11 protein-coding genes are annotated in these 14,368 nt (G+C 73.0%); 9 read left to right on the top strand and 2 right to left on the bottom strand.

Annotation, left to right across the window (positions count from 1 at the left end; translation table 11 throughout):
- Positions 1–177: 177 nt before the first annotated feature.
- The 7 genes from OG389_RS17435 to OG389_RS17405 all read left to right on the top strand — a co-directional run bounded on the left by OG389_RS17435 (position 178) and on the right by OG389_RS17405 (position 9,213).
- Positions 178–999 (top strand): TIGR03084 family metal-binding protein, encoded by an 822-nt coding sequence (locus OG389_RS17435; RefSeq protein WP_328299422.1) that lies wholly within the window; start codon positions 178–180, stop codon positions 997–999.
- Entirely contained in the window at positions 996–3,005 is a 2,010-nt protein-coding gene (locus OG389_RS17430) for an acyclic terpene utilization AtuA family protein (RefSeq protein WP_328299421.1), read from the top strand. Before OG389_RS17435 ends, OG389_RS17430 begins: the two co-directional genes overlap by 4 nt.
- Complete coding sequence (locus OG389_RS17425; RefSeq protein WP_328299420.1) at positions 3,002–4,600, top strand: acyl-CoA carboxylase subunit beta; 1,599 nt, start codon at positions 3,002–3,004, stop codon at positions 4,598–4,600. Before OG389_RS17430 ends, OG389_RS17425 begins: the two co-directional genes overlap by 4 nt.
- An 8-nt stretch (positions 4,601–4,608) precedes the next feature.
- Positions 4,609–6,549, top strand: coding sequence for an acetyl/propionyl/methylcrotonyl-CoA carboxylase subunit alpha (locus OG389_RS17420; protein ID WP_328299419.1), 1,941 nt, complete (start codon positions 4,609–4,611; stop codon positions 6,547–6,549).
- Positions 6,546–7,721, top strand: coding sequence for an acyl-CoA dehydrogenase family protein (locus OG389_RS17415; RefSeq protein WP_328299418.1), 1,176 nt, complete (start codon positions 6,546–6,548; stop codon positions 7,719–7,721). Before OG389_RS17420 ends, OG389_RS17415 begins: the two co-directional genes overlap by 4 nt.
- A 146-nt stretch (positions 7,722–7,867) precedes the next feature.
- Entirely contained in the window at positions 7,868–8,614 is a 747-nt protein-coding gene (locus tag OG389_RS17410; protein ID WP_328299417.1) for an enoyl-CoA hydratase family protein, read from the top strand.
- On the top strand, positions 8,602–9,213 hold the full coding sequence (locus OG389_RS17405; protein ID WP_328299416.1) for a TetR/AcrR family transcriptional regulator: 612 nt from the start codon (positions 8,602–8,604) through the stop codon (positions 9,211–9,213). The genes OG389_RS17410 and OG389_RS17405 overlap by 13 nt, the downstream gene beginning before the upstream one ends.
- 128 nt (positions 9,214–9,341) lie before the next feature.
- Here OG389_RS17405 and OG389_RS17400 read toward each other — a convergent pair whose 3' ends face one another.
- Entirely contained in the window at positions 9,342–10,448 is a 1,107-nt protein-coding gene (locus tag OG389_RS17400) for a citrate synthase 2 (RefSeq protein WP_328299415.1), read from the bottom strand.
- A 237-nt stretch (positions 10,449–10,685) separates the two neighbouring features.
- Between OG389_RS17400 and pdxH the strand changes: the two genes are divergently transcribed.
- Positions 10,686–11,309, top strand: a complete 624-nt coding sequence (gene pdxH / locus OG389_RS17395) for a pyridoxamine 5'-phosphate oxidase (protein WP_328303859.1) — start codon at positions 10,686–10,688, stop codon at positions 11,307–11,309.
- 682 nt (positions 11,310–11,991) lie between these two features.
- On the top strand, positions 11,992–13,350 hold the full coding sequence (locus OG389_RS17390) for a PAS domain-containing protein (protein WP_328299414.1): 1,359 nt from the start codon (positions 11,992–11,994) through the stop codon (positions 13,348–13,350).
- Here OG389_RS17390 and OG389_RS17385 read toward each other — a convergent pair.
- Positions 13,347–14,102, bottom strand: a complete 756-nt coding sequence (locus OG389_RS17385) for an SIS domain-containing protein (protein ID WP_328299413.1) — start codon at positions 14,100–14,102, stop codon at positions 13,347–13,349. The genes OG389_RS17390 and OG389_RS17385 overlap by 4 nt on opposite strands.
- Between the last annotated feature and the right edge of the window lie 266 nt (positions 14,103–14,368).

The following is a 14,368-nucleotide window of genomic DNA, read 5'->3' as shown; positions in this document are numbered from 1 at the left end:
GGGTCGATCCTCACCGTGAGCACGCACCCCGCGCAAGCCCCGGTCCGGGTGGCGAAGGTCCCTCAAATCGCCATGCAGACGGGAGAGTTCGACGTTTCGGAAAATAATGCAAGCATGCTTGATTGTTTTGGTTCGGGCTGCCACGCTTCCCCTCACGCCGAGAAGGGGAGCGCACCCGTGCCCGATCCGTCCGCAGTCGCCGTTTTCGCCGATCTCCATGAGGAGGGCGCCGAACTCGACTCCCTGGTAGCGGAGTTGCCCGCCGCCGGCTGGGCGGGGCCCACGCCCGCGCCCGGCTGGAGCGTCGCCCACCAGATCGCCCACCTGCACTGGACCGACCGGGCCTCGCTGCTCGCCCTCACCGACGCCGTCGCGTTCGCGGTTCTGGTCGAGGAGGCCGCGAAGGCTCCCGACTCCTTCGTCGACGCGGGCGCCGAGGAGGGGGCCGTGCTGGACCCCGCCGAGCTGCTGGCCCGCTGGCGGGCCGGCCGCGCCGCCCTGGACGGGGCCCTCGCCGCGGCCGCGCCCGATGCCAGGTTCCCCTGGTACGGGCCGCCGATGAAGGCCGCGTCGATGGCGAGCGCCCGGCTGATGGAGACCTGGGCGCACGGCCAGGACGTGGCAGACGCACTCGGCGTGCGCCGCGTCCCGACGGCCCGGCTGCGGCACGTGGCGCGGATCGGGGTGCGGGCGCGCGACTACGCGTACGCGGTACGGGGCCTGGCGGCGCCCGCGGGGGAGTTCCGGGTGGAGCTGACGGCTCCGGGCGCTCCGGGCGCTCCGGGCGCCTCCGCCGAGGTGTGGACGTACGGCCCCGAGGACGCGCCGCAGCGGGTCACCGGCCCGGCACTGGACTTCTGCCTGCTGGTCACCCAACGCGCGCACCGCGCCGACCTGGCCCTGACGGCGTCCGGCCCCGAGGCCGACCGCTGGCTCGACATCGCCCAGGCCTTCGCGGGCCCCGCGGGCCCGGGGCGTGCGCCGGGGGAGTCCCGATGACCCGGCGCCCGCTGCGGATCGGCAACGCGTCGGGCTTCTACGGGGACCGGTCCGCGGCCTTCCGCGAGATGCTGACGGACGGCCCCCTGGACGTGCTGACCGGGGACTATCTGGCCGAGCTGACCATGCTGATCCTGGGCCGCGACCGGTTGAAGAACCCGGAGGCCGGCTATGCCAAAACCTTCCTGCGCCAGCTGGAGGAGTGTCTCGGCCTCGCCCACGAGCGGGGCGTGCGGATCGTCGCGAACGCGGGCGGACTGAACCCGGCCGGACTCGCCGGCGCGGTACGGGCGCTGGCCGCGAAGCTGTCCGTCCCCGTCACCGTCGCGCACGTGGAGGGCGACGACCTGATGCCGTACGGGATGCCGTACGGACAGGACGCGCTCACCGCGAACGCCTACCTCGGCGGCGCCGGCGTCACCGCCTGCCTGCGGGCGGGCGCGGACGTGGTGGTGACCGGCCGGGTCACGGACGCGGCCCTGGTCAGCGGGCCGGCGGCGTGGTGGTTCGACTGGGCGCCGGACGACCACGACCGGCTGGCGGGAGCGGTGGTGGCCGGCCACGTGCTGGAGTGCGGCACGCAGGCGACCGGCGGCAACTACGCCTTCTTCACCCGGCACGACGTGTCCCGGCCGGGCTTCCCGCTCGCGGAGATCGCGGAGGACGGCTCCTCGGTCATCACGAAGCACCCGGGCACGGGCGGGGTGGTCTCGGTCGGCACGGTCACGGCTCAACTCCTCTACGAAACCCAGGGCGCCCGCTACCTGGGCCCCGACGTGACGGCCCGCCTGGACACGGTGCGGCTGACCGCGGCGGCTCCGGACCGGGTCCGGATCTCGGGAGTCCTGGGGGAGCCCCCGCCCGGGACCCTGAAGGTGGGCGTCACCAGGATCGGCGGCTGGCGCAACGAGGTGGTCTTCGTCCTCACGGGCCTGGACATCGAGGCGAAGTCAGCGCTGGTCCAGTCCCAGTTGGCCTCGCTGCTCTCCCCGGTGGCGTCCGTCGCCTGGACCCTGTCGAGGACGGACCACGAGGACGCGCACACGGAGGAGACGGCGAGCGCGCTGCTCCGCCTGGTGGTCCGGGACCCGTCCCCCGACCGGGTCGGCCGCGCCCTGACCTCGGCGGCGATCGAGCTGGCCCTCGCCAGCTACCCGGGCTTCCACGTCACGGCCCCACCCGCCCCGGCCCAGCCGTACGGGGTCTTCGCCGCGACCGCGGTCCCCACCGCGGAGGTTCCCCACACGGCAGTCCTCCCGGACGGCACCCGCCTGCCGATGCGGGCGGACCTGCCGATGCGTGCGGACCTGCACGTGGCCGTGGACCCGCACATGGCCGCGGACCCGCTGATGGCCGCGGACCCGGCCGGGCAGGCCCCCTCCCCGCCCTTCCCCCGTTCCCCGGGCATCGCCCGGACCCTCGCCTCGGTCGCCGACGGTGCTGAGGGGCCGTCTCCATCGCCGGCGGGGCTGCATGTGGCCGGCGTGGGCTCCCACACGAACGCCGGCGGTCCGGGAGCCGAGCCACCGGTTCCGGGAAGGGGCGGGGCGGGGGAAAGCCCCGCGGGGCCGACCCGACGGGTGCCGCTCGGCCGGCTGGTGGGGGCCCGTAGCGGCGACAAGGGCGGCGACGCCAACGTCGGAGTGTGGGCCGAGACGGCCCCCGCCTGGGAGTGGCTCCGCGACACCCTCACCGTCGGCACCTTCAAGGAACTGCTCCCGGAGACGGCCCCACTGGAAGTGACCCGTCACGTACTCCCCAACCTCCGCTCCCTCAACTTCACCGTCACCCGCATCCTCGGCGACGGCGTGGCCTCCGGCCACCGCTTCGACCCCCAGGCAAAGGCCCTCGGCGAGTGGCTCCGCTCCCGCCACATCGAAGTCCCGGTAGCCCTGCTCCATCAGCCCGCCGCCCAGGCCACCGCCGAAGCCACCGCCCCGGCCCACCCCCACCACCCCGGAGGGGACCCGCTCCCCGAGGCCACCACCCAGGAGGGGACCCCGTGACCCGCCTCAAGTCCGCTGTCGACCCGCTCGCCCCCGAGCACGCGAAGGCCCGTACCGCCGCACTGGAACGCCTCGCCGAGCTCGACTCCGCGCACGCCGCCGCCCTCGAAGGCGGCGGCGAGAAGTACACCGCCCGCCACAGGGCCCGCGGCAAGCTCCTCGCCCGGGAACGCATCGAGTTGCTCCTCGACCCGGACACCCCCTTCCTGGAGCTGTCCCCGCTCGCCGCCTGGGGCAGCGACTACCCGGTCGGCGCCTCGATGGTCACCGGCATCGGCACGGTCGAGGGCGTCGAATGCCTGGTGACGGCCAACGACCCCACCGTCCGCGGTGGCGCCTCCAACCCCTGGACGCTCAAGAAGGCCCTGCGCGCCAACGAGATCGCCCGCCAGAACCGGCTCCCCTGCATCAGCCTCGTCGAGTCCGGCGGCGCCGATCTCCCCTCGCAGAAGGAGATCTTCATCCCGGGCGGCGCGATCTTCCGCGACATCACCCGGCTCTCGGCGGAGGGCATCCCGACCGTCGCCGTGGTCTTCGGCAACTCCACGGCCGGAGGCGCGTACGTCCCCGGCATGTCCGACCACACCATCATGATCAAGGATCGCTCCAAGGTGTTCCTCGGCGGTCCGCCGCTCGTCAAGATGGCCACCGGCGAGGAGAGCGACGACGAATCCCTCGGCGGAGCCGACATGCACGCCCGGACCTCGGGGCTCGCCGACTACTTCGCCCTCGACGAGTACGACGCCATCCGCCAGGCCCGCCGCGTGGTCGCCCGCCTCAACCATCGCAAGCCGCAGGCCGATCCGCCCCGGGCCGAGGAACCCCTCCACGACCCTGAGGAACTCCTCGGCATCGTCCCCGCCGACCTCAAAACGCCCTTCGATCCCCGCGAGGTCATCGCCCGCATCGTCGACGCCTCCGACTTCGACGAGTTCAAGCCCCTCTACGGCACCAGCCTGGTCACCGGCTGGGCCACCCTCCACGGCTACCCGGTCGGCATCCTCGCCAACGCCCAGGGGGTGCTGTTCAGCGCGGAATCGCAGAAGGCCGCCCAGTTCATCCAGCTCGCCAACCAGCGCGACATCCCGCTCCTCTTCCTCCACAACACCACCGGCTACATGGTCGGCAAGGAGTACGAGCAGGGCGGCATCATCAAACACGGCTCGATGATGATCAACGCGGTCTCCAACTCCCGCGTCCCCCATCTCTCCGTCCTGATCGGCGCCAGCTACGGCGCCGGCCACTACGGCATGTGCGGCCGCGCCTACGAGCCCCGCTTCCTCTTCGCCTGGCCCAGCGCCAAGTCCGCCGTCATGGGCCCCGCCCAGCTCGCCGGAGTGCTCTCCATCGTGTCCCGCCAGTCCGCCGCCGCGAAGGGGCAGCCCTACGACGAAGAGGCCGATGCGGGGATGCGCGCCTTCGTGGAGGCGCAGATCGAGTCCGAGTCCCTGCCGATGTTCCTGTCCGGGCGGCTGTACGACGACGGGGTCATCGACCCCCGCGACACCCGCACCGTCCTCGGCCTGTGCCTGTCGGCCGTCCACAACGCCCCTGTCGAGGGCGCCCGTGGCGGCTTCGGCGTCTTCCGGATGTGAGCCCGCACATGACGAACCTGACCTCCCTCCTCGTCGCCAACCGCGGTGAGATCGCCGTCCGCGTCCTGCGCACCGCCCGCGCGCTGGGCCTGGCCACCGTCGCCGTGCACTCCGACCCCGACGCCGGGGCCCTGCACGTCCGCGAGGCCGACACGGCCGTACGGCTGCCCGGCGCGGCCCCCGCGGACACCTACCTGCGTGGCGACCTGCTGGTCCGGGCCGCCCTCGCCGCGGGCGCCGACGCCGTCCACCCGGGCTACGGATTCCTCTCCGAGAACGCCGACTTCGCCCGCGCGGTCCTGGCCGCCGGACTCACCTGGGTCGGCCCGCCGCCCGAGGCCATGGAGGCCATGGCCTCCAAGACCCGGGCCAAGGAGCTGATGCGCGCCGCCGGGGTCCCGCTGCTTGACCCGGTGGACCCGCACGCGGCCACCGCCGCCGACCTCCCGCTGCTCCTCAAGGCGGCGGCGGGCGGCGGCGGGCGCGGCATGCGCGTGGTCCGAGACCTGGACTCCCTCAAGGAGGACCTCGAAGCCGCGTCCGCCGAAGCCCTGTCCGCCTTCGGGGACGGCGAGGTCTTCGCGGAGCCCTACGTGGAGCGCGCACGCCACGTCGAGGTGCAGATCCTCGCCGACTCCCACGGCACCGTCTGGGCGCTGGGCACCCGGGACTGCTCCCTCCAGCGCCGCCACCAGAAGGTCATCGAGGAAGCCCCTGCCCCCGGCCTGCCCGAGGCCCTGCGCACGGCCCTCCACGAGGCCGCCGTAGCCGCCGCGCGCGCGGTCTCCTACGAGGGCGCGGGCACGGTCGAGTTCCTCGTCACCGCCGACGGCCGCCCGTACTTCCTGGAGATGAACACCCGCCTCCAGGTGGAACACCCCGTCACCGAGGCGGTCTTCGGGCTCGACCTCGTCGCACTGCAGCTGCGGATCGCCGAGGGCACGGCCCTGCCCCTGTCCCCGCCGCAGCCCGCCGGGCACGCCGTCGAGGCCCGTCTGTACGCCGAGGACCCGGCCCAGGACTGGCGCCCGCAGACCGGGACCCTGCACACCCTCGCCGTCCCCGGGGAGGTCCGCGTGGACACCGGATTCACCGACGGGGACACCGTCTCCGTCCACTACGACCCCATGCTCGCCAAGGTCGTCGCGTACGCCCCGACCCGCGCCGAGGCCGTCCGCGCCCTCGCCCACGCCCTGGCCGGAGCCCGGATCCACGGGCTGACCACCAACCGCGAGCTCCTCGTACGGTCCCTGCGGCACCCGGAGTTCACGGCCGGACTGCTCGACACCGGCTTCTACGAGCGCCACCTGCCCGCCCTCACCGAGGCCGACCCGGACGACCCGGCCCCCGCGCTCTCCGCGCTGGCCGCGGCCCTGGCCGAGGCGGCCCCCGCCCCGGACGCCCCGCTCGCCACCCGGCTCGGCGGCTGGCGCAACCTGCGCTCCCAGCCACAGAGCCGCCGCTACACGGTGGCCGGCACGGAGCACGAGGTCCGTTACCACCGGGCCCGCGGCGGCTTCCCGGAACCCGTGGACCATCCCGGTGTTCGCATCCTGTCCGCCGCACGGCACCTGGTAGTCCTCGAAGTCGACCGCGTCCGGCGCGTGTTCCACGTGAAACAAAAATCGAACACGCCGCCCGAGACCTACGTCGACTCCACCCTCGGCGCCCACACCCTGATCCCCGTCCCCCGGTTCGCGGACCCCCAGGACCGCACCGAACCGGGCTCCCTGCTGGCACCCATGCCCGGCACCGTCGTCCGCGTCGCCGAGGGCCTCGCCCCCGGGGCCACCGTCACCGCCGGGCAGCCACTGCTCTGGCTGGAGGCCATGAAGATGGAACACCGCATCCTCGCGCCCGCCTCCGGCACGCTCACCGCGCTCCACGCCGTCACCGGCCAACAGGTCGAATTCGGCGCCCTGCTCGCAGTAGTCCAGGAGGAAGCATGAGCCCCACCCCCGGCACCAACAACCTCGAAACCGAAGAACACAAGGCCCTGAGGGCGGCGGTCGCCGCCCTGGGCCAGAAGTACGGCCGCGAGTACCTCGCGCGTGTGGCCCGGGAGGGCGGCCACCCCGACGAGCTCTGGGCGGACGCCGGGAAACTCGGCTACCTCGGGGTCAACCTCCCCGAGGAGTACGGCGGCGGAGGCGGCGGCATCGCCGAACTCTCCATCGTCCTCGAAGAACTCGGGGCCGCGGGCTGCCCCCTGCTCATGATGGTGGTCTCACCCGCCATCTGCGGCACCGTCATCTCCCGCTTCGGCACCGAAGCCCAGAAGCGGGACTGGCTCCCCGGTCTAGCCGACGGCAGCCGGACGATGGCCTTCGGCATCACCGAACCCGACGCCGGCTCCAACTCCCACCGCATCACCACCACCGCCCGCCGCGACGGCGACGACTGGATCCTGACCGGCCGAAAGGTCTTCATCTCCGGCGTGGACATCGCCGACGCCACCCTCATAGTCGGCCGCACGGAGGACTCCCGTACGGGGAGTCTGAAGCCCTGCCTGTTCATGGTCCCCCGCGACGCCGCCGGCTTCTCCCGCACGCCGATCGACATGGAACTCCAGGCGGCGGAGAAGCAGTTCGAACTGGTCCTGGACGAGGTGCGGCTGCCCAGCTCGGCGCTGGTCGGCGACGAGGACGCGGGGCTCCTCCAGCTCTTCGCCGGCCTCAATCCGGAACGGATCATGACGGCCGCCTTCGCCATCGGCATGGGCCGCTACGCCCTGGCCAAGGCCGTCGACTACGCGAGGACCCGCCAGGTCTGGAAGACGCCCATCGGCGCCCACCAGGCCGTCGCCCACCCCCTGGCCCAGTCCCACATCGAGCTGGAGCTGGCCCGTCTGATGATGCAGAAGGCGGCCCACCTCTACGACGCGGGCGACGACATGGGCGCGGGCGAGGCCGCGAACATGGCCAAGTACGCCGCCGGTGAAGCCTGCGTGCGGGCGGTGGACCAGTCCGTCCACACCCTGGGCGGCAACGGCCTGACCCGCGAGTACGGCCTCGCCGCGCTGATCGTCGCCTCCCGGGTGGCCCGCATCGCCCCCGTCAGCCGGGAGATGATCCTCAACTTCGTCTCCCACCAGACCCTGGGTCTGCCCAAGTCCTACTGACCGCCCCCGATGCCCGGTCCCGCCGCGCGCGGCCGCTGCGCGCGGCCGCCCCGCGCAGCGGTACCCGGCGGGCCCCGGCCGCGGGCGGCCCGCATACCCTCCCCGGAGGGGATCCCGCCCGACCGAACACCCCCTCCGGAGGAGACATGCCCCCACTGGTCCACGCCGCGCGAGCGACCGGCGTCACCACGCTCACCCTCGACTCCCCGGCCAACCGCAACGCCCTCTCCGCAGCCTTGGTCGCAGAACTCCGCGCGGCGCTCGCCACCGCGGCCGCCGACCCGGGCACGGCCGCGGTGGTCCTCACCCACACCGGCAACACCTTCTGCGCGGGCGCCGACCTCAAGTCCCCCTGCGACCCGGCCGACTTCCTGGCCCTGCTGAGGGAGATCGCCGAACTCCCCAAGCCCGTGGCCGCCCGCGTCACCGGCCACGTCCGCGCGGGCGGTCTCGGACTGCTCGGCGTCTGCGACATCGCCGCCGCCGGGCCCACGTCCACGTACGCCTTCACCGAGACCCACCTCGGTGTCGTCCCGGCCGTCATCTCCGCGCCGCTGCTCCCGCGCCTGGACCCGCGCGCCGCCGCCCGCTACTTCCTGACCGCCGAGGCCTTCGACGCCGCCGAGGCCACCCGGATCGGTCTGCTCACGCTGCACGCCAAGGACGGCGAGGACATCGACAAGGTCCTGGAGCCCGTACTCGAAGGCCTGCGCAAGGCCGGCCCCCAGGCGCTGGCCGCGACGAAGCAGCTGCTCACCGCCCCGGTACGGGCCGCCCTGGAACAGGACGGAGCCGCGCTCGCGGAGCTGTCCGCCCACCACTTCGCCTCCGCCGAAGCCCGCGAGGGCATCAGAGCCCGCTTCGAGCGCCGGGACCCGTCATGGCTCCGCTGACCACGACGGCCGGCCCGAGCGGCCCCAAGCAGGCCCGCAGCCGCGTCACCCGCCGCCACCTCCTGGAGGCGGCCGTCTCCTGCCTGGCGGAACAGGGCTGGGCCGGATCCACCGTGGCCGTGGTCGCGGAGCGCGCGGGCGTCTCGCGCGGGGCCGCCCAGCACCACTTCCGCACCCGCGAGGAGCTGTTCACGGCGGCCGTCGAGTACATGGCCGAGCAGCGCTCGACCGCGCTCCTGGACCTGTTCCCGCACGGCGCGGCCGAGGCGGCCCGCGTCGACGTGGTCGAGGCGCTGATCGACATGTACACCGGCCCGATGTTCCGGGCCGCCCTCCAGCTGTGGGTGGCCGCCTCCCACGAGGAGCAGCTGCGGCCCCGGGTGGCCGAGCTGGAGGCTCGGGTGGGCCGCGAGACCCACCGCATCGCGGTGGAGCTGCTGGGCGCCGACGAGTCCGTACCGGGCGTACGCGAGACGGTGCAGGGTCTGCTCGACATGGCCCGAGGTCTGGGCCTGGCCAACGTCATCACCGACGACACCGCCCGCCGGGCCCGTGTGGTGGCCCAGTGGGCCCGGATCCTGGACGCGGCCCTGGGCTGAGCCCGGCCCCGCGGCCGGCCCCGGGGACGCGAAGGGCGCCGCACCCCCGGAGGGATGCGGCGCCCGGCACTCGTGGCGGCCCTGTGCGGTGGCAGCCGGTACATCGGTACGGCAGTGCGTCGGCGCGGTCAGGCGGTCTCGGCCATGTCGGCGTAGCCGGCGATCTCGCGCGGGTTGCGCACCCCGGGCCCGATGTAGCGGGCCGAGGGACGGACCAGCCGGCCGGTGCGCTTCTGCTCCAGGATGTGCGCCGACCAGCCGGCGGTACGGGCGCACGTGAACATCGAGGTGAACATGTGCGCCGGGACCTCCGCGAAGTCCAGCATGATCGCGGCCCAGAACTCCACGTTCGTCGCCAGCACCCGGTCGGGACGGCGCGCGTGCAGCTCCTCCAGGGCGGCCTTCTCCAGCGCGGCGGCCACCTCGTAGCGCGGGGCGTCCAGCTCCTTGGCCGTGCGCCGCAGCACGCGCGCCCGGGGGTCCTCGGCGCGGTACACGCGGTGCCCGAAGCCCATCAGGCGCTCGCCCTTGTCGAGTGCCTTCTTCACGTACGCCACGGCGTCGCCGCTGCGCTCGATCTCCTCGATCATGCCGAGCACCCGGGAGGGAGCCCCGCCGTGCAGCGGCCCGGACATGGCACCGACGGCGCCCGACAGCGCGGCGGCGACGTCCGCGCCCGTGGACGCGATGACGCGCGCGGTGAACGTGGACGCGTTCATCCCGTGCTCGGCGGCCGAGGTCCAGTACGCGTCGACGGCCTTGACGTGCTTCGGGTCGGGCTCGCCCCGCCAGCGGATCATGAACCGCTCCACCACGGACCCGGCCTTGTCGATCTCGCTCTGCGGGACCATCGGCAGGCCCTGGCCGCGGGCGGACTGGGCGACGTACGACAGCGCCATCACGGCGGCCCGCGCCAGGTCGTCGCGGGCGGTCCGCTCGTCGATGTCGAGCAGCGGTTTCAGACCCCACACGGGGGCGAGCATGGCGAGCGCGGACTGTACGTCGACCCGGATGTCACCGGAGTGCACCGGGATGGGGAAGGGCTCGGCGGCCGGGAGGCCGGGGTTGAAGGCACCGTCGACCAGCAGACCCCAGACGTTCCCGAAGGAGACGTGGCCCACGAGGTCTTCGATGTCGACACCTCGATAGCGGAGGGATCCACCCTCCTTGTCGGGTTCGGCGATCTCCGTTTCGAACGCGACGACTCCTTCGAGCCCGGGTACGAAGTCGGACATCAGGCGGCTCCTCAGATAGTGCGAACACGCGCGGCTCCCGGCGTGATTCGCGGTCCGGCGCGGTCATCCCCGTTGATGCCCGGCACGGCCGATGGTCATCCGTGTGGGACCGTCGGACCGGCCCCAAGATTTTGTCCGTTCCCCATGGCGACGGGAAGCGTGACATACGGCACACTCCTCGGCGCCAGGCTGCGGCAGGATGGCCCGGTGACCGATCAGCACCTTGACCCCGCCGTCATGCGCAAGCAGTACCGCTCCCACCTCGTCGCCGAGGAGAGCCTCGCCGAGGAGCCGATGGGCCAGTTCGCCCGCTGGTTCGAGGATGTCGCCGGGGCGAACGTCTTCGAGCCCAACGCGATGGTCGTCTCGACCGCGACCCCCGGCGGCCGCCCCAGCTCGCGCACGGTACTCCTGAAGCAGTTCGACGAGCGCGGATTCGTCTTCTTCACGAACTACGAGTCCCGCAAGGGCCGCGAGATCGCCGCCAACCCCTACGTCTCCCTGCTGTTCCCCTGGCACCCCGTCGCCCGCCAGGTCATCGTGACGGGCACGGCCTCCCGCATCGGCCGCGACGAGACGGCGGCGTACTTCCGCTCCCGCCCCCACGGCTCCCAGCTGGGCGCCTGGGCCAGCGAACAGTCGGCGGTGATCTCCTCCCGCGAGGAGTTGGACCGCCGCTACGCGGAGCTGGAGGCCCGCTACCCGGAAGGCGAACAGGTCCCGGTCCCGCCGCAGTGGGGCGGCATCCGGGTGGTCCCGGACGCGGTGGAGTTCTGGCAGGGCCACGAGAACCGCCTGCACGACCGCCTGAAGTATGTCCTGGAAGCCGAGAAGTGGCGGGTGGAGCGCCTCTGCCCGTAGCGCGGGCGGCGCGGGCGGCGCGGGCGCAGACGACCCGCGGGCTCGGGTCTCTCCCCTGCAGTGGGAGAAGCCGGCCGGACGTACCGGCGAGCCCGCGGGTCGGGTGACTGCTTGGGATTGGCGCCGGCGACTCCGCCGGGCACCGCACTGGGTGCGTGCGACAACGGGCGCTTTAGCCCGCAGCCACCTCACGCGTCCGGTTTCCGTACATTGCGGCAACCACCTCCTTTCAGTGTGCTGCCACTGTAGGCACCACCTCGATCGCCGCTCAACTCAATTTCGGGGGTGAATCCGTAGGTGAATCCATCGGCTCTCCGGAGCATCCGCAGATGCCGATAGGAGACATCGAAACGGCTGGTCAACGTAGTGATGCGGTGCTGGCCGCTCGACCGGACCGCGACGTCTTGGAGGGGCCCGCGGAGTTGGGCGATCACGGCCTCCAGGAGGAACGCGCGGATCTTGAATCCGACGTGCGCGAGCTCCCGGCTCTCGTGATGCGGCTGAAGCTGTTCCCCTCCCGCAGCGGACCTCGGAGCCGTCCTGCTGTGCGTCGGCTCCTCGGCTGCCGCGACCCCAGGTCCGGGACAAACCGGGAGGATTGCGGGAAGCGGGTGTGGGCTGCGTCACGTTCCAGTTCAATTGCGTGACGTGCCGCACACGCGAACACCTGCAGGGGGTCCAGGTGACTGCTTCCGGGCGTAGTGAGACCGCCGACGATCTGCTCGCAGCGCTGCTCGACGGGATGGACGCCGCTCTGTGCGCGTTCGACTCCGACGGCGTGATCACCCACTGGAACCGCGAGGCCGAGCGGATCCTGGGGTGGTCCGCGGGCGAGGCCGTGGGGCGCAAGGGGTTCGCGGGGTGGGCCGTACGGTCCGCCGACGCGCAGGACGTACAGGACAGACTCATGGCCGCGCAAGAGGTGCCGGGGCGGCAGGTGCACGAGTTCGCGCTGCTGACCAAGGACGGCGGGCGGGTCCTCGTACGGACCCAGTCCGCCGGGGTGCCGGGCGCCGGCGGGAAACCGGCCGGGGTGTACTGCGCCTTCAGCGAGGTGCACGCGCAGATCGACCTGGAACGTTCCATCGCGCTGAGCGAAGCGCTGATGGAGGACGCCTCCTGGGGCGTCGTGCTCCTCGACGTGGACCTGCGCCCGGCCGTCGTCAACGCGCACGCCGCCCGGGCCTTCGGCTCCGGCCGCACCGTGCTGCTCGGGCGGCCCCTGGGGGAGCTGCTGGCCCAGGGTGTGGAGGACCTGGAGGAAGCGCTGCAGCACGTACTGGCCGAGGGCGCGCCCCCGGAGCCCGTGGAGCTGTGGGTGTCCGTGCGCACCCCCGAGGGCGTGCTGCGGCGGTGCTGGCGGTGCGGGTTCCTGCGCCTGGCGTCGCCGCTCGCGGAGGAACCCGTACCGCTCGGGGTCGGTCTGCTGTTCCAGGACGTCACCGAGGCGCGGCAGGCGCAGCTGGACGCGGCACAACTGCGGTTCCGCTGCCATCAGCTGTACCGGGCCGGGCGGGCCGCCGCCGAGTGCGGGGACCCGGCGGAGGCGGCGGCCGTACGGCTGGAGTTCGCCCTGGCGGGCTTCGCCGAGCACGCGCTGCTCGACGTACTGGACGAGCCCGTACGGGACCTCGTACGGGAGCCCGTACGAGAACCCCGGCGCCCGCGGCTGCTGCGCCTCGCGGCGTTCCCGCCGGGCGTGCCCGGGCTGCCGGAGCCCGGGGCGCTCCCGGTGCGCTACGCCGCCGGGCATCCGGCGCTGCAGGCGCTGGAGCGGTCCGGGTCGGTGCGGACCAGCACACCGCCGGGGCAGGGCGGAGGGGACTGGGCGGGGGTCCGGCGCTGGCCCGAGGGCTCGGTGCACGCCCTGTGCACGGTGCTGCGCAGCCGGGGCGGGAGCCTGGGGGTCCTGACCTTCCTGCGCGGCCCGTCGCGGCCCGCCTTCGAGCGCGCGGACGCGGAGTACGCGGAGGAGGTGGCGGCCCGCGTGGCGGCGGACCTGGACCTGGCGGGCCGGGAGCGGAGGGACGACAGGCCCTAGTGGCGGAAGAAGATCCGGTCGCCGTACTCCTGCATGACCCGGCCGTTCCACTCGTGGCCGCCGTCGACGTTGCCCGAGCGCAGGAGCGGCGGCTCGACTCCGCGGGCGGCGAGTTCGCCGGCCGCGGCGGCCATGACCGCCTGCATGATCGCGCTGGTCACGACGGTGGAAGCGGGGGCGAAGGGGGCTTCGATCCCGTCGAGGGTGAGCTCGGCGTCGCCGACCGCGATCTTGCTGTCGAGGACGATGTCGCAATGGTCCTTGAGGAAGGTCCCGGAGACGTGGCGGGACTTTGTGCCGGTCGCGTAGGCCACCGAGGTCACGCCGATGACCTTGAGGCCGATCGCGCGGGCGTTCATGGCCATCTCGACCGGCAGCGCGTTGCGTCCGGAGAGGGAGATGATCACGAGGACGTCGCCGTCACTGGCCGGGCTGCTGTCCAGAACCGCTCCGGCGAGGCCGTCGACGCGCTCCAGGGCGCTGCCGAGGGTGGCCGGCATGACGTCGATGCCCGCGGTGCCGGGGACTGCGAGGAAGTTCATCAGGGCGAGTCCGCCGGCCCGGTAGACGACGTCCTGAGCGGGGAGCGAGGAGTGTCCGGCGCCGAAGGCGAAGAGCTTGTTCCCCGCGGCGACGGCGTCGGCGATGACGTTGCCGGCCTCACCGATGCGTGCGGACTCCTCGTCCCTCACCCGCTCCAGCAGGCCGATCGCGGCGTCGAAGAACTGACCGGCCAGCTTGCTCTCGCTCATACGCCGATGGCCTTCCGGGGTGGGAGTGGGTGAGGTTGTCGTCCGTGTCCGCCGCTCACCGTGCGGTCTGGACCAAGGGCGTGTCAATACGGACGTCAATCCAAGGGGCGAAAGGCCCGGAGGCAGGCGCAAAGAGAGGCGGGAGGGAGCTGTGGGGGCAGGTTTCCAAGCAGTCCGGAAGAGCCCTTGACGTCTACACGGGACGGTTGTCGGCGCGATGAGTCAGAATTGGGGGCAGGGCCAGCGCACGCAATCCGAGGGGCACG

Source organism: Streptomyces sp. NBC_00435 (assembly GCF_036014235.1).
Lineage (GTDB): Bacteria > Actinomycetota > Actinomycetes > Streptomycetales > Streptomycetaceae > Streptomyces.
This window is presented reverse-complemented; position numbering and strand designations above follow the sequence as displayed.

Bases quoted from the DNA above. Each gene is read 5' to 3' on its own strand.
- OG389_RS17420 (WP_328299419.1), top strand. From the start codon at position 4,609: ATGACGAACCTGACCTCCCTCCTCGTCGCCAACCGCGGTGAGATCGCC.
- OG389_RS17405 (WP_328299416.1), top strand. From the start codon at position 8,602: ATGGCTCCGCTGACCACGACGGCCGGCCCGAGCGGCCCCAAGCAGGCC.
- OG389_RS17385 (WP_328299413.1), bottom strand. From the start codon at position 14,102: ATGAGCGAGAGCAAGCTGGCCGGTCAGTTCTTCGACGCCGCGATCGGC.
- OG389_RS17400 (WP_328299415.1), bottom strand. From the start codon at position 10,448: ATGTCCGACTTCGTACCCGGGCTCGAAGGAGTCGTCGCGTTCGAAACG.
- OG389_RS17430 (WP_328299421.1), top strand. From the start codon at position 996: ATGACCCGGCGCCCGCTGCGGATCGGCAACGCGTCGGGCTTCTACGGG.
- pdxH (WP_328303859.1), top strand. From the start codon at position 10,686: ATGCGCAAGCAGTACCGCTCCCACCTCGTCGCCGAGGAGAGCCTCGCC.
- OG389_RS17410 (WP_328299417.1), top strand. From the start codon at position 7,868: ATGCCCCCACTGGTCCACGCCGCGCGAGCGACCGGCGTCACCACGCTC.
- OG389_RS17415 (WP_328299418.1), top strand. From the start codon at position 6,546: ATGAGCCCCACCCCCGGCACCAACAACCTCGAAACCGAAGAACACAAG.